Raw genomic sequence first — 20,991 nt, 5'->3', positions numbered from 1 at the left:
TGTGGCAAAAGGATCAATTAAACCAAACAACCCCTCTGCATCTTCATATGCGGAGTTATTGCCTTTAGCTCAAGCGGAGATTTCGAGGTGCACCGTTGACCTTATTCGCAATGAACCATTCTTTGGCCATATCTTAGGTGGTATGCAGAGGCACTTCACCGAAAGTATTGATACATTGGCAGTAGGCTTGCGTGGTGATGCCATTCAGTTGATGGTAAATCCCCATTTTTTGTTAAAAGAGCTTACAAAAGGGGAGAACAGGATTGCAGTTTTAAAGCATGAAGTACTTCACATTGTTTTCAAGCATGTGTTCAGAAACAAAACCTTGTCACATGACCCTATGCTTTGGAATTTAGCATCCGACCTTGTTGTAAATCAATATGTAGCGCCATATCACTTGCCTGAAGGCGCCATTCTTTTGAGTACATTCCCTGACCTAGGTCTTACGCCAGGGGATACTGCAGACAATTATTATGCTGCTTTGAAAAAACTACATGATGAGAGCGAGCGTGCAAATCAAAAGTCCAAAGGTTCGAAAGGGGGTAGTGGTAGCGGGGGCTCCAAGGGCAGCTCAAAGTCACCCTTGAGTTCTAAAGCTTTAGAGGAAATATTAGCCGGGCATGCGCCTAGCGATCATACGTATTGGGCCGATTCAAATGGCCCAGACATTGATGGCGAGAAGACTGGCGAGAAAATCTCCGGGATGGTTCGTGATGCTATAGAGCAAACCTCTGAAGATCAGATATTAAAGTCTTATGAGCGATCTAAATACAGTAAGGGCCTTGCAGGTAAAGTCCCGGGTTGGCTTGAACGTTATATTTCCGAACTTATTGAGGCGCGTAAGCCGAAATTAAATTGGCGCAATACGATACGTATGTTTGCAGCCTCTAGCCGAAGAAGTCAGATGGTTGTCACATCCCAAAGAGAGAGTAAGCGATTTGAGGCGCTTGATGGAATGCCTCCAAATCCAGGGCTTAAGCTAAAGCGCTTTCAGAATATGGCTGTAGCGATAGATACTTCTGGATCAATTGATGAAGAGGCTATCTCCAGTTTTTTTGCTGAAATTCATGGAATGTATAAGCAAGGAGCGAGTATTACTGTAGTTGAATGTGATGCGGATATAAGAAGAAGTTATCCTTATGTAGGGAAGACCCCATCATTCGTAAAGGGCGGCGGTGGTACTAGTTTTGAGCCCGTTATGCAATGGCTGAAGACCAAAGGGCAGCGATTTGATGGTTGTGTTTACTTGACTGATGGCGTTGCTTCCGCACCAGAAACAAGGCCACCCTGTAAATTGCTGTGGGTTCTTGTTGGAGGGCACGGAGGAGAGCATCTCAAATTTGGTCGTCAAATTGTGATTGAGTAATAGGGGCATATTTAAGTGACCAATGACCTAGTTTACGTTCACCCAACCCGTATCGGATTTGAAGAAATTAAAATTCATTGTCTTCTGAATTTTTTGGTTAACCCTAAATGCTGGCTTAGGATCATCGGCTTTTGCGGCTTGATCCTGTGAGCCTATTTCATAGTCTATATAAACTTGGCAATTGACTAACTTTTCTCCCGCTGCTTTACATGAAATTTTTTCAATTTTGTTGAATACCAATTGATCAGAACCGATTATTTTTGAAATAATGCCGCCAATCGGATTCGCATTATTTTCATTATTCATCTGGTTTGCTAGGGAGATTTTTACCAAACTGGAGATTTCTTCTTGATTGGGGCCTGGGCTAATTAGATCGCATCCAGCTAACAGGTCAATAGAGCAAATAGCCAATATAGCGAAGTACTTTTTTAATAGGGTAGTATTTTTCATTATTTCTATTTTTTAACACAATAATCAGACGCCCCAATGGGAAATGCCCCAGCCTTTCTTGCCTGTAGAAAATGCAATTCGACTCAACTAGATGGGTATCGAATTTGTAGTGTCTGTGGCCCGGTAAATGTTTTATATAAGGGTAATCCCTTGTCTGATGGGAATGCTGTTGAGATCATTTGCGAGAAATGTCATCAGGGAATTGAAACTAAAGGGTCAGTAAAGCTACCGCATTCTTGTTTGTATTGTGGTTCCAGCGATTTGGGTTGGCGGGAACTCAATACGCTCAGGTGGGTGCAGAGCTCCCCTGGGGCTGATACTGACGGATCCGATATTTGGATTACCGGCGATTTTGACGGCAATTACAGCGGGTCTCTTAGAGGGGATTCTGGCGGGCAGTTAGATCAGTCACAAGAATTTTCCATACTCATTAATAATGGCAAGCTTTATAACCCTAAACGAGTCAAGGGTCCCCCTTTAAAAAGACATACTAGTGAGGTGAAGCCTCTTTTCCAGGGAGAAGTTGATCAAGTTCAGATCTGCGAGGGAGAGCCCAATTCGCATTCGGTCAAGACTCTATATATCGGTCAATTAGATGACTTTAGATTGCATGAATGGTCCAACCTGAGTGAAGAGGTTGATCGTGGAAAAGTTGAGTCCTTGATAGGCCGTATCTCGGGCACTGCCTATGCAAAACTGAAGTCACCGCAGGAAAAACAAAAGGCTGAGCCGAAAAATCCTCAGTCTGCAACTACTTCTCCACCTCCGCCTCCATCGTCTAGTGAGCAGCCGCTTGCGCAGAATCCTATTGGAAAAATGTGGAATAAGATTGTTCAATTAGCCAAAGAGTCAAGCCAGCCAATGGTTTCCGGCTCGCAGCAGCCTGCAGCCGATCCTGAGTTGCCGCCAGTCAAAGTGTGTAAAAAATGCCATTGGTTGTTGACATGCCTTGTATTTATTTTAGTTTGGGTTGCCTGTTCGTTAATGCATGCTGTGATAGCGATTGCTCCATTAATTGCTATTTGCTACTTGGTAAATGCCTTAACCGATGACTTGGCTCCATCGCTGCATTGGAGTGATCGCATTTCTAATTGGGTCGGTGGAATTTTTATATTGACTGCACTTGTCATTTTGATTTTCTTTGCAATTCCCGAAGTTTCTCGCCAAGAGTGCGCTGCTAACTTCCCATGGTGGTTATGGGCTATTGCATTAATCCTGATTTTTACCAGCATTTTGAAGAGATGCTGGCCTTGGTTTCTGATGATAATTATTTGGGTGTTTGTGATCTTGATTAATTATTCTGGCCCATGCTTTTCTCATGTTTCGACAGGAAAGATATCTGAAAAAGCGCCAATTGCACAGGTTGTTAAAAAGAATCCATCAGATGAAGATAAGACCAAAAAAACGGTAGATCAGCCCAAAAAAGAGGAACCCAAGAATCAAGAGACTGGACCCAGCAAAACCCAGGAAATTTTAGATAATATTCAGCGAATAACCGACCGCGTTGTGAAGAATATTGATGATAATATTAAGAATGTTATTTCTTCAGATGAAGATGGCAATTTAGTCGCTAACAGCAATAAAACCAAGAGGGCTGATTTGGATATGGCGGTAAATAATCCAAGCAAGTATTTTAGTTGTCCAGACGGTACTCGTAAGGTTGATGTTTACGATATTTATATAGGTGGCGCAGCTTTATTCCCATTTAATGACGATCAATTGAGTCCAGATGCAAAGATTTATCTCGATAAGCTGAGGCAATTAATGGTACTAAGGCCAGATGCCAAAATTATCTTGACGGGTAATTCAGACATCACTGGATCGGAAGATGTGAAGTTTCAAAAAAGTTTGGGTCGTGCCAATGCGCTAGCAAATTGGCTAGTTGAAAATAATGTGACGACGATGGACAAAATACAAGTTAAAGGGGCTAGCGATTTGAATCTTTATGTTCAAGATCCAAAACCTGAAATGCAGGCCTTAAACCGTAGGGTAGATTTGCGCATTGATTGCCCAGCAGCACGTTAATTGAAGCCAAGAAAAAATGTTCAGAATAAAAACTTCAAAATTGCCTTTTAGGGTATTTTCTGCCCCTAAGTTGGTAAGTGTGGAGTCGCTTTACTCTGTTACTGTGCCCAATAGTCTTCTGATTGCCAGAGTAAAGGTGGCAGGGTGGGGCGCATTACAAGTTCAAATTAGTAGTGAAAGATCGACTTGGAGTGAAAAACTCAGATTCTTTGGTGGATCTAGGGAGTATGAGATTGTTGCCCCAGTGAATTCGGCAATGATTTTCCATGTTGGAAATCTTTTTGGGATGAAGCAATTTAAATATATTGCCAAGCCTAGTCTTGATCAGTATCCCGAGACCCAGCCTTTGCTATCCCAAGAGATGGTTGGGTTAGATGACTTGACGGGATCTATTCGCCATGATTTGAGTGCTCTGCCTAAGGCGGAGATTCAACTTAACAGTAGCCCTTTGTATTTTGAGCTTACTCATGATGTGCTCAAACCGCAAATGATGAGATTTAATATCGAATTAACCAAGGGTGATACGGAGCCTCAGATCAATAGCAGTGCAATAAAAGTAATGTTGGAAGAATTTCAAGTGCCGCTACTAGATAGGCAAAAGATGGGGCGACAAATGGATGTCGAGTCAGAATTGGCAATAATGCCTCGAGCACTTCGCTTGTAAAAAATTTAATTATTTTCAGAATTCATATTCAGAAGGAGATTTTCATGGCTGTAGATAACAAATTAAAGTTAGGTGATTTGGACGACTATAACTATGAATTTGGCGAAGAGGCTCCTAATGATGCCGATGCCTTCACAAGGCTCCGTTATTGGTTTCAAAACAAGGTTGAGGGTATTTTGTATTTTGCGGCTGGTGTCGATACGCAACTACTTCAGAACTGCCCTCATTCAGATAGAGTCAAGGAGCAGTGCATCGGAGGCACTGTATTGGCAACTGCAGTGCTGGCATTTTTATCAAGTTCCTACGCTTTTTATATCGTTTTTTCACCAAAAGTTTCTTTGGCAATCGAGACCGCTAAAGCACCAATTCATGTATTCACTTATATCGCAGCCATTTTCTTCGGGTTAATTTGGGCGGCAATGATCTTTAACTTGGATCGATTTATTGTTTCTTCTACTGGCCATGGAAATGGCAAGGAGACTATTGATCGATACGAGATATTGCAAGCAATGCCTCGTATTATGATGGCGCTTCTCATTGCGGTAGTTCTCTCTAAGCCATTAGAGATCAAGATTATGGCTACCGAGATTGACAGTGAACTTCAGGATGAGCAAAAGGCCTGGATTGATAACACCGAAAAAGAATATCGACATGTTTTTGATGAACGTCAAAAAGCAATCGAAACAAGAAAATCTGAGTTAACAAAGCAGCGGGATGAGAAAAAAGCTGAACTTACGCTTTCTGACGAGCGAATTGTTCAGCAGCAACAAGAATTGCAATGTGAGATTGATGGTACTTGCGGATCAAGGCAAAAGGATTTTGGGCCAGCCGCTAAGAATAAAAAAGATAGACTAGAGTCACTAAAGCAAATTAGCGAAGCAAAGCATACTTCTCTAGAGCCTGAAATCAAATCTACACAAGAGCAGTTAGACGGCCTTGAGGTTGAGTTGAAGTCATTGGCCGCTGAACGAAAAGCAAATAGAGATGTGCTTACAGAGCAAGCCGCTAAAAAGAATGGCCTTATTAAGCGTATTTTGGTTGCACACGAACATTATTTCTGGAGCGGGACCTTATTATTTTTATTAATGGCCTTTTTAGAAATTGCACCCATACTTTTTAAGATGATGTTAAGGCTCAGTCCGTATGACTATATGCAGGAAAACATCAAGCTGAAAACATTGGCTGCTAAGGGCATTGACCTTAATGAACAACTGGATGGTTCTGCGGATGGAAAAGATAAGAACATTGAATTAAAGGATGCCAAGTATTACGAGGCAGATTTACTTAAAGAAAATCAAGTTGGTAAATTAAGAATTGAGCAAGAGTTAACTAAGGTAGCTCAACAGGAATTTTTGGAAAGAGTTAGGGTAGATATCAAAAATAACCCTAGTAAATATATACGACAGAACCCACTTGTTAAGGATGGTGCTGTAGTTGCTGGCTCTTCTGAGGCTTCAGAATGGAAGAGGATTCGCAACTCAGTTGCCGAGTGCGCCGAATCTTTGAAGACTGAAAATGCTGGAAAGAGTTATAACTATGCTATTAGCGATTGCATGAAGTCTATTGCCGCCATGAAAGCAATCTCAGACAAGAATAAGTCAGATTAAGAAGGGCATCTTTACGCTTATAGACATCTAAGATGATGTTTAACTTCTTGCTATTGCGCTTCTTTGGATATAGTCCGGCAACCCTAGAGTCTATGGATGAAAAATCTATAGACTCATTGGTGCTTAGCTATTGGCTGAGCTTGGGCTCTGCTTTTTTAATGGCATTGTCAGGCGCATCCATTCCTTTTTTAAGGCCCACGGTAGATGCTTTTTTTATTGCTATCTCTGTCGGTATCTTTCTGGTGGTATTCATCTTTGCAATAAGCATGCAAAGACTGTTCGTAACAATGGGTGGATATGCACTTCATAACGATCCAGAAGAAATTAATAGTTGGCGTCATAAGCCGTTACGTATTTTTTTGATGCTACTGATGGCAGCCGTATTTTCACAGCCCATCCTTTTGTTTCTCAACGAACATTTTTCTTTTGGTGGCGCGTCCATCCAAAAGAATATTAATTTGTACATGGACAAAAAAGTAGCACTTTTTGAATTTAATCAATATCAAGCCACTCAAGAGCAAATTGACAATTTAATTCGGGATAAGGTCTTGCTTTCCGAGAGGCTGGAGCGCTTAACTGGCAAGAGATTTGGAAATGCTCTCGTTGGTCAGAGTAATCCAGTGGTTAATCCGATTACGACTCAGACCATAAATGTTGAGGCTAAGCGAAAAGCGCTCCTGATTGGCTCAAAGAGCTATACCAATGGTTTTACGTCTTTAGATAACTCACTCACTGATGTAAGTGCTATAGCTAATCTGCTAACGGGCATGGGCTATGCCGTACTTACCTCGGAAGATGAGTCAAGCGATTTGATTCAGCTGAAAATTAACCGATATATTAAATCCCTACGCCCAGGTGATTACAGCATTATTTATTATGCAGGCCATGGATTTCAAAGTGATGGGCATAACTACATCACATCAAAAGACGCCAATGGCGAAGAAATTGCTAAGGGTATAAACCGGGCAATTAAGGTAACGCCGATTGTTGAACAGGTCGCCAGTAGAAAGCCTGCGCTAAATGTCTTACTTCTGGATGCCTGTCAAAGTTGGATCTCGACTTTAAAGGGCGGCACCGGAGGGTTGGCTGGTCAGTACCAGGGTGAGAGTGGTGGAAACTATTTCTTTAGTATGGCTGCTGCGCCAGGCAAGGGGTCAATTGATGGTGTCAAAGGTTCTGGAAAACATAGCCCTTATACCTATGCATTGCTTAGATATTTAAATACCCCTGAAGATATTCAGAGTGTTTTTTCTAAAGTGATTAAAGAAGTTAAGGGTTTAACTGGTGGCGAACAAATTCCAGATGTTCGAAATAACTTAGAGGCCCCTTTTTATTTAGTTGAGCCAAGAGTTATTTATAAGAATAAGTCTAAGGTGATACAAGCCCCAGTAGTGGAGCTTCAAAGCGAGTCAGGAAATAATAATCCATGTAACCAGTATGTCGACGTAGGTAATGAGGCAATGAATTCACCACTTGCTGCCTGCTTAAAATTAGAAATTGATCTTACAAAAAATAAAATAGCCTATCTTCAGGATGATATTGATCAAAATACCGCTAGCAAGGTTGCCTGGTATAGATCTGAAATTACCGGGTCTGGCCTTATAAGCGAAAAGCTGCATCAAATGTGGCATAAGAAATTGACACTGCTTTTGAATCTTGTTATTACATTGTTAATTATTCTGCTAATGGTCTCGGGAGACCTACTTCGCTACTTTTGGCCTGCTGCATACCTAGCTATATCTAGCTATGAGCGCCTCAAAAATGATAGCCTAAGACGGTATTTAAAAGCGGTTCATTACGATGTTGATAAGCAAATAGTGAATGCGCTTGAAAAATATAAATCATTTGATTCTTCTAAGATCGGAAGATATCAGTGGTGGAATGCTGACACTGATTTTTATGATGTATTTCCAACTGTAAAAAATCTTAGTGACGAGAATCTATCTAGTCAGTCTGCTTACAACAAATTTGTTCGAAGGCTGGGTGAGGTATGAGTTACTCTGCAGATTCCAGTCGGACTGAGCCTATTTTCTCGCGCACTGAGAAGATATTTCTCTATTTGGCGGCTATTGATACTCAGGTATTAAGTAGGCACCGAAAACACTTAGGACCTGACCTCAGGCAGTTTTATTCAGAGGGCCTGTGCGTAGCCATGCTTGTTATATTGGCTACCTTATCTGGGGGCATCTTTTTTTATGAATTTCTATCACCAGGGAGAGTAATCGACTATGGGTCTGATTATGTTGCCTCTTCTTTTAGATGGCTCGCCATTATTGTGGGAGCAATATTAAGTGGCTTATATGTCATGAATTTGCAAAAGTTCATCATATTTTGTAGGAATGGCTTAGCTAATAAAAAGACCTCTGGATTTAAGCGGTATGGCAGGTGGGCGTTTGCAGTGATTTTCTCAGTTCTTTGTGGGTTTATGATTGCTATCCCGCTGCAGACTACCTTATTTAAGTCTGAAATTCAAATTGCATACCATTATCAGCTGCATCAAAAGCTAGATGCTGCGTTTGAGAGAATATCCAAAAGTTACCAGCCTTATTTTCATGATGTTTTTCAGCGTGCTTATGAAAATGGTTTGATTGCTAGCACATCAAATTCTCAGGCAAGCAGTCAAGTCAAGTCAGTCGAAACAATCGAGAGCCTTCGGAAAGACAGGGGGATCAAGGTTGAGAACTTAAGTATGAATATTTCAACCTTAAATCCTCAAACTGGTAAGTATGAGTTACAAGTTATCTCAACCAAGGACCAGGCCCCGGTCAATGAGCTTAAAGTCAGAAAAGATCTCGTATCGGACAGCTCAAAAATAGTTTCTTCTGAAAAGGTAAAAAAAGAGCCCTCTCAGAAGATCGTCAAGAAAGAGGTGCAAGATCCTTCTGTGGCTATAAAATCTGATAAGACCGAAATTAAGAGCAAAGATACGACTACTATCACTCCTCTCAATGAGGCGAAAGTGGTGACCACTGTTGTAGTTGAAACTAATAAAAATAAAGAATCTCCAATTATCGTGGTGCCGGCAAACTTAGATCTCTTAAATATCCGTGGCCGAGATCTTGCTTGTTATAACGAAGCGGTTACCCTCAATAAGATATCTAATCTTGTGTTTTACAAAGATAGCATCTGGGGATGTGTAAAAGAGATGGATGATTTGTTGCATGGAGTGAATGCACAAATTCCTGCTTTAGAGGCAAATAAGGGTGATGCCATATCCCTAGTTAACCTCAGCGTAGATCAATTAAATCTGCAGATGCAAAAAGAAAAACTAATGTCTCTCTTAAGTGTGTCACCAAATCCAGGGATTATTAGGGCCAGTACGATTGCCTTTGAGGAACTTAAACTTTTTTCATGGTTTCTGATTCTCAGTATTATTTTCATTCAAACAATGCCTATTTTGATGAAGGTATTTGGGTCTAGAAATGCATACGATTACTTGGTTGATGAACGGATGAGGCTATCTCTTGCAAAAAATTCTGGAGTTGAATATCAGGCTTATGAAATTTTTGATGCAAAAGGTCACCCTGTATATAAAACATTTTTTCACGAGGTAATTGCACGGCGGGCAGCTATAAGAGATCAACTTTTTCAGCTAAGGCAGAGTTTGCAACAATCTCGTATGGAGCAAATGAAAAGTAAGTTCAATGATATTAAGAAACGGACCAGCAAATGAGTTTACCTATTGTGCGGTATTTAGCGTTTCTCATCTTGATAACCGCCTATTCTCTAGGATTTAGTTATGCTTATGCGCAATCTAATGCTATTAGCTTTGGATTGCAGCCGGCAACACCAGAACAAATAAAAAGGCTACCTGTTGCACGGAAATATCGTGGTTACATACCGCCACAAGTAGACTTGACAAGTAGAATGCTTCTTCCAGGTTATCAGGGCCCTCAATCATCCTGTGTAGCATGGGCTGTTGCCTATAGTGCTGAAAGTTACTACGCAAACAATACCAATCCAATCAATTCACGTAAGCGTTTTGTTGGTAGTCCAGCATTTATTTACAACCAACTCACTACAGACAAAAATCGCTGTCAATCTGGTACTACGGTGATTGACGCGTTATCTCTTTTAAAGCAACAGGGTGTTCCCAACTTATCAGAATTTCCATACTACGAGAATTCGTGTTCAGAAATACCTAGTGAACAAGTTAGGGTTAGTGCCGAAAATCAACGTATTTCTGACTTTCATTACATACAAAGAAATGACAAAGAATCCATAAAAGCTCAACTATATGCTGGTCACCCTGTTATTTTTGGGATGAATGTGCCGCAATCTTTTTTAGACTTTCGTGGCCGATCAATCTATAGCGATTTGAGTAGTGGCGCCCCTAATGCCCATGCTATGGTCTTGGTCGGTTATGACGATAATAAAAGCGCCTTTAAAGTTATTAATTCATGGGGAGACTGGTGGGGTGATAAGGGGTATGGATGGATAGACTACGATACCCTCATCTCTCGCGGCTATGAGTTTTATGTAATTGATCCTGGCTTTCCAGTCCCTAGGGCGGATGAGGCTCCGGTTCGGATCATAGAGCAGCCAGTGAATCCAGTAGTGCCAACGCCTGCTCCTGTACCTATCGCTAGACCGATTCAGCCAATAGAAGTGATCAAGCCCCCTGAACCAATCAAGCCAGTGGTCGTGACTCCCCCTGTTGTGGTGCTGACTAGTTCAGAAATTGAACAGAAGATTAACCAAGCTAGCGATGCGCTACCTTGCTCTCGCATAAGGACAAATGTCAGTGATTCTGGAGTCGTAACGATGACAGGTTTTGTTAGGGATGCTCCTGATTTAAAGCAACTTGTAGCTAAAGCGAACTCCATTCCAGGAGTAAAGTCAGTTAATAGCAAAATTAATATCACACCGTGGCCAACTTGTGAGGCAAATCAGACTCTTGGTAATTCTAAAGTCAATACTTCAGAGGTAAAAATAGAGATTCCAAATCATGCTAATGGTATTTTGAAACATGGTGAATTATTTAATATTCAGGTTAATACTGCCAATACTGCGGGATTCTTATATTTAACTTATTTACAAGCTAATGGAGAGGCTGTTGAATTGATGTGGGGTAAGACTGTTCCAGCAAATAGTCGAGTGAAATTTGGAGGTCAGTTGCAGGTATCTGAGCCATTTGGTCAAGAAATGCTGATCGCGATCGTTTCACCTCAGCCCTTGTTTAAAGCCAACAACGATGCTTTTACTGATCGGCGCTTCTTGAGTTCCCTTAGGGAGACATTAGCAAAGGTGCCTAACAGCGAGATTGAGCAAATCTCAGTGAGCGTTCTTCCTATCAAAACGGTAGAACGCTAAATATGGAAATTTTGTTTACTATTTTTTATCCATTAGAGAGACTAACGCCTATTATTGTTGAGGGGGCTTTAAATCTTAACTGGAACAAGCATTACTCATCTAACGGGGCGTCAAGCAGTCGCGTATATCCAGATGATCTTGGTAGTGGACAGACCCTTTTGGCGCCCAAATTACTTCCTCAGGAGGTATTGCCTCCAGAAATTCAGGAGATTAACCAAGCCGCCCACGGACTTATTTATGTTTTGACTAGTATTTCTTATCCAATTCTTTATGTTGGAATTTCTAAGAAAAACTTAAGCGAAGGCTTTTTTGGTGAAGGCAGAATCTCGCACCATTTGAGAAAGCTTTTCGCTATTCATCATGTGTCGACTAGTCATACACAAGGTTGGAAACAGCCGGCTATAAAACGATATGAGGATAGGGTGGCTATTGAAGGTCAAAATAACGCTAGCATTCCATTCTCTATTGATATGTCATGCGTAGGCTCTGATCTTCAAATTGCATTCGGATACTGCAATGCAGAGCACTGGAACTGTGAGGACTATGAGGGCACTGTTTTCGATTATTTTGAGAGTAGGCTTAAATTGGCTCATTCTGATCTGATGGTGATGAATACCAAAAAAATGAATCGTAGCAAAGCTCACATTTCACAACCGGGCAATCTTGATGCTGTATTGAGTGAATTTGGCTCGTTGGACTTATTTAATATTGACCATAGCCTCAATTTAAAAACAGCAGCTAAGCACTATGCAGAATTGAAAACCGAAGACCCTGACTCTTCCCTTTATTACATCGCCACAGTATCTAGAGTTTTTAAAACCCTTTGGGAAGATAGCTGGAAAAACTGTCTTTATGAAATGGCTCAAGACTGGAAAGTAATTGATGAATATGCAGAGTTGGTATTCGACGCGGCAGTTTATTCTGCAGCTAAGCCGAAGTTCTACAAAGAATTTATTGGGATTTTAGATGTTTACATTAAAACCACCCATATTTATATGAATGATTTTGATGACAAAGGTGAGTGGAAGCTTGAAAGGATTAATCAGCTTTTAGAAATCTCTAGAAATGCATTTTCTAAATGTTCAGCAACATATGCTTTTAACACATCCAATGCTAAATAAGAGTCACTTAAGCTAAATGAACCGTACGTTTCGCCTATTTATAAGCTCCACCTTCTCAGACTTCATGCTCGAGCGTGAGGCTTTACAGTCAAGGGTATTTCCTCGATTACAAATTTATTGCCAAGAACGTGGCGCACAATTTTTAGCCGTAGATTTGCGTTGGGGGATTACAGAAGCAGCACAAGTTGATCATGATACGTTAAGGATTTGTTTGGATGAAATTCGACGTAGTCAAGAATTGTCTCCAAGGCCTAATTTCGCAGTTTTTATCGGTAATCGCTATGGTTGGGAGCCTATACCAGCGCGTATTCCAGTGGATCATTGGACTAGATTAATGGAGAACGCTAGCCCGTCTGATTCTAAAATTATCATATCGGCTTATTACTCCAAGCCAGATACAAATGCGATACCACCAGTATATATTTTGAAGTCTCGAGAAGGTAATTGGTCAGATAACGAGGCAAGAGAGCTTACCGTTCAAGCCGCCTTAAGAAGATGCACTCAGTCTTTTGAGGGGGCAGATCGTTTACCGTATTTTGCATCAGCGACTCATCAAGAAATTGCTCTTGGTGCAATGGAAACGCCTGATGCTAAAGAGCATATCCACGCATACATTCGCAGAATCAATAACTTGCCTATCTCACAAGATGCGAAAGCCTTTATTGATTGGGATTCAAAAAATAATCAAATAGTTCCCGGTGCCAGCATTCGCTTAAAAGAACTAGAGAGGGATTTAAAAGAAAAACTGCCGGAGATGTATAGAGAATACAGCGCTGATTGGATTGGGGGGGATAGCCTCAGCATGATTTCTGATGATTTCATTGATGATTTTTGTGAAATCTTCTATCAGGATCAGGTTACTTTAATTGATAAGGAATTAGCGTTACTAGGCAAAAGAGAGTCTTACCAAGTTCGTGCAGAATTACATAATCAATTTGCTATGAATCGTAGTGCGAATTTTGTAGGTCGAACATCAACATTGAAAGCTATTGATCACTATATTTCTTTATATAAGAAAAAAGATGTCATACCATTGATTCTTTATGGTGAGGGTGGTACGGGTAAGTCTGCCATCATGTCAAAGGCTTATCAACACATACAAAAAGAACATTTAAACGCAATCGTTTTGGGACGTTTTATTGGTGGAGTTCCCGGTTGTGAAGAAATTAGTCAGATTCTCAAAGACCTAATTGAGGATATTTGTCGATATTATCAATCACCTATACCCGAGCCTCTTCAAACTGCTAGAGAGATTAATCAGGCTTTTGATGAAGTATTGAATTTAAGTACTAAAGAGGCGCCACTTATTTTATTTATAGATTCTATTGACCAGCTAACAAATACCGATAATGCATTGCTATTAGAATGGCTACCTAAGAAATTAAATCAATTTACACGACTCATCTTAAGTACTCGAGAAGGCATTACTCTCACAAGCGCTAAATTGAGAGTGCCAAATTCATTAAAGCTAGTGCCAGCAATGAGCCTTGCTGATGGATCAAAAATGCTAGATGCATGGTTATCCTCTTATCAAGAGGCGAGATTTAATGCTGGCATTACACCAACGATTGGCAGAAAATTAAGCCCCATTCAAAAAAGAAGTGTACTTGAACAGTTTAAAAATTGCTCAAAGCCATTGTGGTTAAAGCTGGTTTATGAGGAAGTTCGTCAGTGGCATTCTTGGGATCCACCTAGACAATTCCCCAGTCAAATTAAGTCGATGGTGAGTGAACTTATTAATTCTCGTCTCCTCAATGACGAAAAGCATTTACCTACATTTACTCATCGCGCACTTGCTTATATTGCGGCAGGAAGATTTGGGTTGTCTGAAGAAGAGCTAGCGAAAGCCTTGGGTGCGGATGATGCGGTAAGACGAGAATTTAGTAATACCGAGAAGACAGATAAAAAATGGCCGTCAGATAGAGCTCAATTACCACCGATTCTTTGGTCAAGACTATATTTTGATATCTCACCTTATCTCACAACGGCTAAAGTTGATGGAGCAATTCTGTTTCGTTATTTCCATCGAGAGTTTAAAGAGGTCATTGAAGAAGAGCTTCTTAAAGAAAAAGTTGGAGAAGAGATACATTCTAGGTTAGCTCATTTGTTTTCAAAAATGGGTGATCAGAATCTAGATTTACTTTTTAAACAAACTGATATTAGTGGTGATCAACAGAGCCAATCTTTGCGAAGAATCATGGAAGAACCATGGCAATTAATAAGGGCAAAGAAAATTGAAGACTTCTCTAATTTAATATCAAACTTTGGCTTTGTCATGGCTAAGAGTGCTGCAAATCGGATAGAAGATTTATTTCAAGATTATCAAAGGGCGATTGTCGAAAAATTACCTTTCAAAAATACATTAGTAAATTATTGGTTATTCTTAAAAAATAGAATTCAAATATTCATTAAAGCAGATCAAGTTTGGCCTGCCCATCGAATTTTTTTACAATTTTCCCTAGAAATTGATAATTCCAACCAAGTTCATAACGACGCTATGAAGTGGTTAACAATTTCTAAATTTAATAAGGCTTTGGTTAAAAAAGTAATTATTCCTAAAACTAAAAAAGATGATGGTGTTTTTTGGACCAGCTATGAATATGCGCACTATCGAAAGAAGGGAACAAATGGATTATTAGTTTTATCAAAAAATATTTTACTTAGCTGGGACAATTTTCAAATTTTGGCTTGGAATACATTGGATGGAGGCTTAATCTCTTCCTATCCCCGTAGTGAGAAAGATCAATTATTTAAAGTTGATGGCTCTTTACTTTTGCTCCCTAGGCATGGAAAGCATATTACGTTGATTACTTTCGAAAATGGCTTTTTTTCGGAACAAAAGATCAATTTGCCCAGTGAACATAAATGGGTTAGGCAATCTGTAAATGGAAGCTTTCAGGATTGGCCGAATAAAGATAAAAAGAATAGCCAAATACTCATTCGTGGAATCGATGCGCATTACGTTTTAAGTGTAAAAGAAAATAATGAGCTAGTTCAAATAAGACTTCCTCTGATGAAGGAAGATAGGTATCGAAAAAGATATGATGTTGGCCAACATCCTGTATTTATTATTCATCAAGGTTGGTTTATTCATAAAACGACTGATATTAAGAAGAAAAATTCATGGGAATCTTATACCCGCATTGTTTTTCAGAATATAGGGAATATCGATGACTTTTGGCAAACTGATCCGATTCCATCAACTTTTTTTTCGAGCCGGTTTATTGCAATAGAAAATGTGATTTTATTTAAGTCTAATCATTGGTATCAAGTGGATTTGACTAGTCGCGTGGTGAAAATAATTGATGAACAAGTGAATAATTTTGTAACGGAAAAGGATAAAGATTTTGATCAGATTAATTTGCTAGCTTGTAATTCTAATTACATCGTTTTTACTTGCTCAATGAATCTGTCTTATCATTTTCAAGGGGTAGGAGAGTCTACTAAATATTCTCCACCTCACTGGGTCATTGCTTATCACCCTCATAGGGGAATGTTATGTAAGAGACAATTACTGATGGATTCAAGCAGCAATGTTTCTGCGCAGTTTATCTCTGACAGTACCCTTCGTATTTTAGAAAGCGGTACTCAACTGCAATCCCAATCTGTTTTAAGCACTTGGAATCTTGATGAGGATGAGTTTCATGATACCGATTATGAAGGGCTATCAAATTTTGAAGTTTTAACTTTAAATGGCGAGACTTCAATTGTTAGTCGACGATCACATTATGATATGGATTCTGGTTCTCACAGCGTTCCGGAACCAATCATATCAATTGATAAAGATGGCGATTTATATCATCTTTGTACAATGAATTTAGTTGTTGATTATGAAGATGAGTTCATATTTTCCTGGATAAATGACAGACAAATCGTTGTATTAGATCAAGAAAATTTAGTTTGTTTGAATATTCGCGAGGGTGATAGAGAATATTCAGCTGAGATTGATCAAAACATTGGTGGATTAGTCACTGTTTCAGAGTCTTGGAACGATCAGCAAATATTCGCAATTACTGGCACAAAAGCTATTCAAATTATTAATAACCAAGCACTTCCACCATCGCAAGTTTTTATCCCGCACGAGTACTCTCCAGGTGCTATTTCGGAATTAATTGGAGATGAATTAATTCTCTGGAGTGCTGATCGTGGGATGTCTGAGTCAGGAAATGGCGGTGGGTTCATTAAATTTTTATATCGAGATAAAGAATGGGTTTCTTTAGATCCTACTGCATATGATAGTTATTTTGGTGCATTCTTAGCAGAATGCAAAGATTATGATGGGTACTCAAATATTGACGTTACTCCAATGGATGATTATCTATTGATTTCTTACGAAGATCACATTTCTTTGTTTAAAAATAGTGGAGAGATCGACTATTTGGCTTTAGACACCATGCAAGTAAAGCCAGAATATAAGTATCTTGATTTTATTTCTCATCCATTCCTTAAAAATGGATTCTGGGTTATAGATGGCGAAATTATTTTCGCTGATGATAATAATCAGGAGTATTTTGTAGACTATCAATTTTATAAATTAACTGTCTTACCAAATCATCAGTTTTCTGAAGTAAAGCCAATTGCAATTCCTCAGGCATTAGCTGTTGCACCTCTTGAAGGTGTTGTTGCCCGAAAATATAGGGCATTTACTAAACCATTGCCAAATCTTTTGAAAATTTTTTATGTGGGGGAACCTCTGAAAACACTAACGTGTTTTGACGGTTCAGTGAATGGTTATCCCAAAAATTATGTAGAGTTTCGTGTAAACCATCAAATGATTCGTTGGTATGGTAGACAACTTGTCCGATTTATTCCGCATCGAGTTTCTTCTCAAGATCAGAGTAGTAGGGAATTTTTTGAACCCTACGGAGGCTTTCCGTTGTTGTCAATGGCAGTTGATGAAAAATTCTTTTTTATTACAGAATCCGATGGAACAGCTTCTTTAATAGGACTATATAGTCCTGACGAGTTAATTAATTCTTGAGAAAAAATGTTTTTTTAACGATTAAGAAGCTTTTGGGTGCCAGAAACCAACTTAAATCCCCCTTTTCTTTTCTAATAGTATTTCATGCAAAACCGCTCCGTCCGCATCTTCCTCTCCTCTACCTTTCGTGACTACGGGGAAGAGCGTGACCTTCTAGTTCGCAAAGTCTTTCCCAATCTTCGGGCTAAGCTCAAAGATCGCTTTGTTGAGTTAGTCGATGTTGATCTTCGCTGGGGTATTACCGCGGCGCAGGCCGAGCGTGGTGAAGTGCTACCCATCTGCTTAGCGGAGATTGACAGGGCAAGACCCTTCTTTGTTGGTATGCTCGGTGATCGCTATGGCTGGGTCCCCCCTAAAGATGCGTATGCCCCCGATTTAGTAGAGCGCCAACCTTGGTTAGATAGTCACCGTGGTGGCAAAAGCGTTACTGAACTGGAGATGCTCCATGGTGTCCTGAATAATCCCAAAATGGCTGGCAGAGCTCTTTTTTACTTTAGATCGTCCTCCTATGCCAAACAAAAAGGCGGCGATTATTTACCTGAGTCGCCAGCCGATCACGAGCGTCAGCAAAAGCTCAAAGCGCGTATTAGTAAACACCGCTTCCCAGTAGTGCGCTATCAGAACCCAGAAGCCTTTGCCAAGCGCCTAGAAAAAGACCTTTGGAAACTCTTAGATAAAGAGTTCCCCGCTACGAGCGTGCCAGATGCCTATACCAGGGAAGGTCTAAAGCACGAAGCATACGCTGCTCCCAGAAGAAGGTTGTACTTAGGGGGAGAAAAGTACCTCCAGGCATTGACTGCAGCAATTACTAAAAAACAAACCAAAATCCTCATTGAAGGCGGCTCTGGCGGTGGTAAGAGTGCGCTTTTGGCGAACTGGCTACAAAGCTACCAAGCCAAACACCCCGAACACCTGGTCTTTGAGTATTACCTGGGCGCCAGTACCGACTCAGCCGATCCTGCGGTATTGGTGCGGCGCTTAATTGAGACCATCAAACGCATTACGGGCAGTAATGACGAGATTGCAGGAGTCCCTCAATTGCTTGATGACAGTATCACTACATGGCTGGCCACTGGGAGTAGTTCTGCCGGCAAACGTAAGACTAGTTGGGTGCTCGCACTGGACTCTTTAAATAGCCTGACTGACTTAAAAGACCTGCGCTGGTTACCAGACTTCCTGCCACCTCACATCACGCTCATCGTCTCAACCCTTCCGGGGGAGGTCAAAGAAGCCTTGCTCACTAAGGTAAGTAATGCGGTCAGTACTAAAGCGAGCAAGCGGCCAAGCTCCGCCAAAAAGGAGCAGTGGCACACCCTTCAAGTAAAGCCTTTAACCAGTACCCAGCGCAAAAACCTATTAGTTACTTACTTGGCCAAGTACAACAAAACCTTAGCTCCAGATCTCATCAAGCAAGCACTTGCTCATCCGCTGGCTAACAACCCCCTCTTTATAAGAACCTTAGCTGAAGAGCTGCGCCTGTTTGGAGTCCATGAAGAGTTGCAAAGGCGCCTAAAACAATACCTCTCTAGTAAAACCATTGATGATCTATTTGAGCGGGTGCTCAAACGCGTTGAGGGCGATAGCGGCAAACAGGCAGTGCAAATGGCCATGCAATCTATCTGGGCTTCTAGAGCAGGTCTTACTGAAAAAGAGATCCTCGCTATCGTTAATCTCAAACCCGCCACCTGGGCTCCGATCCGCAATGCCCTAGATGAATGCTTTTTAGAGTCCAATGGCAAGATTGCCTTTGCGCATGACTACATGAGGATTGCTGTCAAAGACCGCTACCTCAAAACCAAGCAACTCCAAAAACAAGCCCATATCAATCTAGCCAAATACTTCCAAAAACAAACAGCGGATGCTAGAAGAGCAGAAGAAGAGCCCTATCAGTGGAGAGAGGCGCAGGAGTGGGAGAGCTTGAAGAGGTGTTTGGTGGATTATCAGCTTTTCCTAGATCTAACTAATGATAACCACCAAGATCAATTGGAAAAATATTGGATTGAATTAGAGAAAAAGAATAAAGTAAACATACAAAACGAATATCAAAGAGTTTGGGATCTTTGGAGAAATAGCGTTAACCCCGATAATTTGCTAAAAATTTTATTTCGTTTGGAGCGATTTCTTAGAAATAAAGGATTTCTAAGTGAGTTTACAGAAGGACTTGCTAGACAATCTGTTTCAATCTCCTCCACCCTTTACGGGACTAAAAGTAAGGAGTACCTTCTCTCCTTGCATCAGCTTGGTGTATTGCTATCTGAAAAAATGAATTTTATTGAAGCTGAGCATACTTTTAAGGAGTGTTTAGCACGCGAGAAAAGGTATAGCAGGTCTAGGGGGGCTTCAATTAATGGCCTTGCGTGGATATTGAGAAATACTAATCGTGCTACTGAGGCTAAAAATCTATATGAAGATTTACTTCTTAATTTAGAGAAGGTTGGCGAGGCTAAAAGCATTGATTACAGCAACACTTTAAATAATTATGCAATTTGCCTGTCTGATATGAATTTGAAGCGCGAAGCGATTGCTGCAATTGCGAAATCTATGCCCATTACAAGAGCCATTTTGGGTAAGAATAGCGCAACAGAGGCGATAAGAATTGGAAATATAGGCACTTTTTTGCGAGAGTCAAAGCATCCTAGATTTGCATTAAAGGCGCACCGGAGGGAGTTAGCCATACTACATTCGTTGTATTCAGATTTTCACATAGATGTTGCTGTGGCTTACAACAATTTTGCGTTATGCCTTGAGGATTTAAGAAAATATAGTAAAGCCGAGCTCTATTATCGAAAGGCTATAGCAATTCAAGAAAAATATGGTGGTGATAATTTCACAGTTCGGAAAGATTATTTGAACAACCTGGCCTCCTTGTTGGATGATCGCGATCGGGGATCAGAGGCGTCTGATCTTTATCGTAAAATTCTGTATTTATACAAAAAAAATGATAGGCAAGAAGATGTTGATTACGCATATTTTTTAAACGAAATTGGGGTTCATCTTTTCTTGGAAAAAGACAATAAAGATGAGGCATTAAAATATCTTATTCCTGCCCTTAAGATTAGAAAAAGTCATCTTTTATTAAATCATGAGTTGACTCAAGTCAGCTATCACAATCTTGCGATGTTACTAATGGCGATTGGGGATTATAGAGCCTCAATAAAATTGCGAAAAGAGCAAATTAGAGCGTTAAAAACTTCTGAATTAAAAGACTTTTTAGAAATCGGATGGGCCTTAAATAATTTAGGGTGTGCATATAAAAATGCCGGAGATAAACGATTGGCTATTAAGGCATTTACAAAAGGTTTAGAGTACTCAAAGATGCTGTCGGATTCCGGCAAAGAACTGCATGATTCATGTACTGCATGGATAAGATTAGTTCAGACCTCTAATGAGTGATTTAGCCTGGAGGAAGGTGTCTAGGTGTTTAGTTATCTTTCGTTTATTCGCCAACAGAATTCTTAAACTCT

At 40.3% G+C, this 20,991-nt stretch carries 11 protein-coding genes; 10 read left to right on the top strand and 1 reads right to left on the bottom strand.

Features of this window, described 5'->3' with window-relative positions:
• Window position 1 precedes the first annotated feature (1 nt).
• On the top strand, window positions 2–1,366 hold the full coding sequence (locus ICN19_RS00355) for a VWA-like domain-containing protein (RefSeq protein ID WP_216244757.1): 1,365 nt from the start codon (window positions 2–4) through the stop codon (window positions 1,364–1,366).
• Between the two features lie 27 nt (window positions 1,367–1,393).
• On the opposite strand, the gene ICN19_RS00350 is transcribed toward ICN19_RS00355, so the two are convergent.
• Window positions 1,394–1,816, bottom strand: a complete 423-nt coding sequence (locus tag ICN19_RS00350; RefSeq protein WP_216244755.1) for a hypothetical protein — start codon at window positions 1,814–1,816, stop codon at window positions 1,394–1,396.
• A 498-nt stretch (window positions 1,817–2,314) separates the two neighbouring features.
• Here ICN19_RS00350 and ICN19_RS10250 point away from each other — a divergent pair, with 498 nt between their 5' ends.
• From ICN19_RS10250 to ICN19_RS00305, 9 genes are all read left to right on the top strand, one after another.
• Window positions 2,315–3,841, top strand: coding sequence for an OmpA family protein (locus ICN19_RS10250; RefSeq protein WP_216244753.1), 1,527 nt, complete (start codon window positions 2,315–2,317; stop codon window positions 3,839–3,841).
• Window positions 3,842–3,857: 16 nt separating this feature from the next.
• Complete coding sequence (locus tag ICN19_RS00340; RefSeq protein ID WP_216244751.1) at window positions 3,858–4,505, top strand: hypothetical protein; 648 nt, start codon at window positions 3,858–3,860, stop codon at window positions 4,503–4,505.
• Window positions 4,506–4,549: 44 nt separating this feature from the next.
• Entirely contained in the window at window positions 4,550–6,112 is a 1,563-nt protein-coding gene (locus ICN19_RS00335; RefSeq protein WP_216244749.1) for a DUF4407 domain-containing protein, read from the top strand.
• A 32-nt stretch (window positions 6,113–6,144) separates the two neighbouring features.
• Entirely contained in the window at window positions 6,145–8,106 is a 1,962-nt protein-coding gene (locus ICN19_RS00330; RefSeq protein ID WP_216244748.1) for a caspase family protein, read from the top strand.
• Window positions 8,103–9,785, top strand: a complete 1,683-nt coding sequence (locus ICN19_RS00325; RefSeq protein ID WP_216244747.1) for a DUF4407 domain-containing protein — start codon at window positions 8,103–8,105, stop codon at window positions 9,783–9,785. Before ICN19_RS00330 ends, ICN19_RS00325 begins: the two co-directional genes overlap by 4 nt.
• Window positions 9,782–11,425, top strand: coding sequence for a C1 family peptidase (locus ICN19_RS00320; protein WP_216244746.1), 1,644 nt, complete (start codon window positions 9,782–9,784; stop codon window positions 11,423–11,425). The genes ICN19_RS00325 and ICN19_RS00320 overlap by 4 nt, the downstream gene beginning before the upstream one ends.
• Before the next feature lie 2 nt (window positions 11,426–11,427).
• Window positions 11,428–12,546: a hypothetical protein gene (locus ICN19_RS00315; protein ID WP_216244745.1), complete on the top strand. Its 1,119-nt coding sequence runs from the start codon at window positions 11,428–11,430 to the stop codon at window positions 12,544–12,546.
• 16 nt (window positions 12,547–12,562) lie between these two features.
• Window positions 12,563–17,527, top strand: coding sequence for an AAA family ATPase (locus ICN19_RS00310; RefSeq protein WP_216244744.1), 4,965 nt, complete (start codon window positions 12,563–12,565; stop codon window positions 17,525–17,527).
• Between the two features lie 84 nt (window positions 17,528–17,611).
• Complete coding sequence (locus ICN19_RS00305) at window positions 17,612–20,920, top strand: tetratricopeptide repeat protein (RefSeq protein ID WP_216244742.1); 3,309 nt, start codon at window positions 17,612–17,614, stop codon at window positions 20,918–20,920.
• Window positions 20,921–20,991: the final 71 nt, after the last annotated feature.

This window comes from Polynucleobacter sp. AP-Capit-er-40B-B4, from assembly GCF_018882245.1.
In the GTDB taxonomy this organism is placed as follows: Bacteria; Pseudomonadota; Gammaproteobacteria; order Burkholderiales; family Burkholderiaceae; genus Polynucleobacter.
The sequence above is the reverse complement of the archived record's forward strand: the minus strand, read 5'-3'. Positions and strand labels throughout refer to the sequence as shown.

What these genes read in the sequence shown, in the direction of transcription:
- ICN19_RS00350 (WP_216244755.1), bottom strand. Translation starts at nt 1,816, where the DNA reads ATGAAAAATACTACCCTATTAAAAAAGTACTTCGCTATATTGGCTATT.
- ICN19_RS00340 (WP_216244751.1), top strand. Translation starts at nt 3,858, where the DNA reads ATGTTCAGAATAAAAACTTCAAAATTGCCTTTTAGGGTATTTTCTGCC.
- ICN19_RS00335 (WP_216244749.1), top strand. Translation starts at nt 4,550, where the DNA reads ATGGCTGTAGATAACAAATTAAAGTTAGGTGATTTGGACGACTATAAC.
- ICN19_RS00330 (WP_216244748.1), top strand. Translation starts at nt 6,145, where the DNA reads ATGATGTTTAACTTCTTGCTATTGCGCTTCTTTGGATATAGTCCGGCA.
- ICN19_RS00325 (WP_216244747.1), top strand. Translation starts at nt 8,103, where the DNA reads ATGAGTTACTCTGCAGATTCCAGTCGGACTGAGCCTATTTTCTCGCGC.
- ICN19_RS00320 (WP_216244746.1), top strand. Translation starts at nt 9,782, where the DNA reads ATGAGTTTACCTATTGTGCGGTATTTAGCGTTTCTCATCTTGATAACC.
- ICN19_RS00315 (WP_216244745.1), top strand. Translation starts at nt 11,428, where the DNA reads ATGGAAATTTTGTTTACTATTTTTTATCCATTAGAGAGACTAACGCCT.
- ICN19_RS00310 (WP_216244744.1), top strand. Translation starts at nt 12,563, where the DNA reads ATGAACCGTACGTTTCGCCTATTTATAAGCTCCACCTTCTCAGACTTC.
- ICN19_RS00305 (WP_216244742.1), top strand. Translation starts at nt 17,612, where the DNA reads ATGCAAAACCGCTCCGTCCGCATCTTCCTCTCCTCTACCTTTCGTGAC.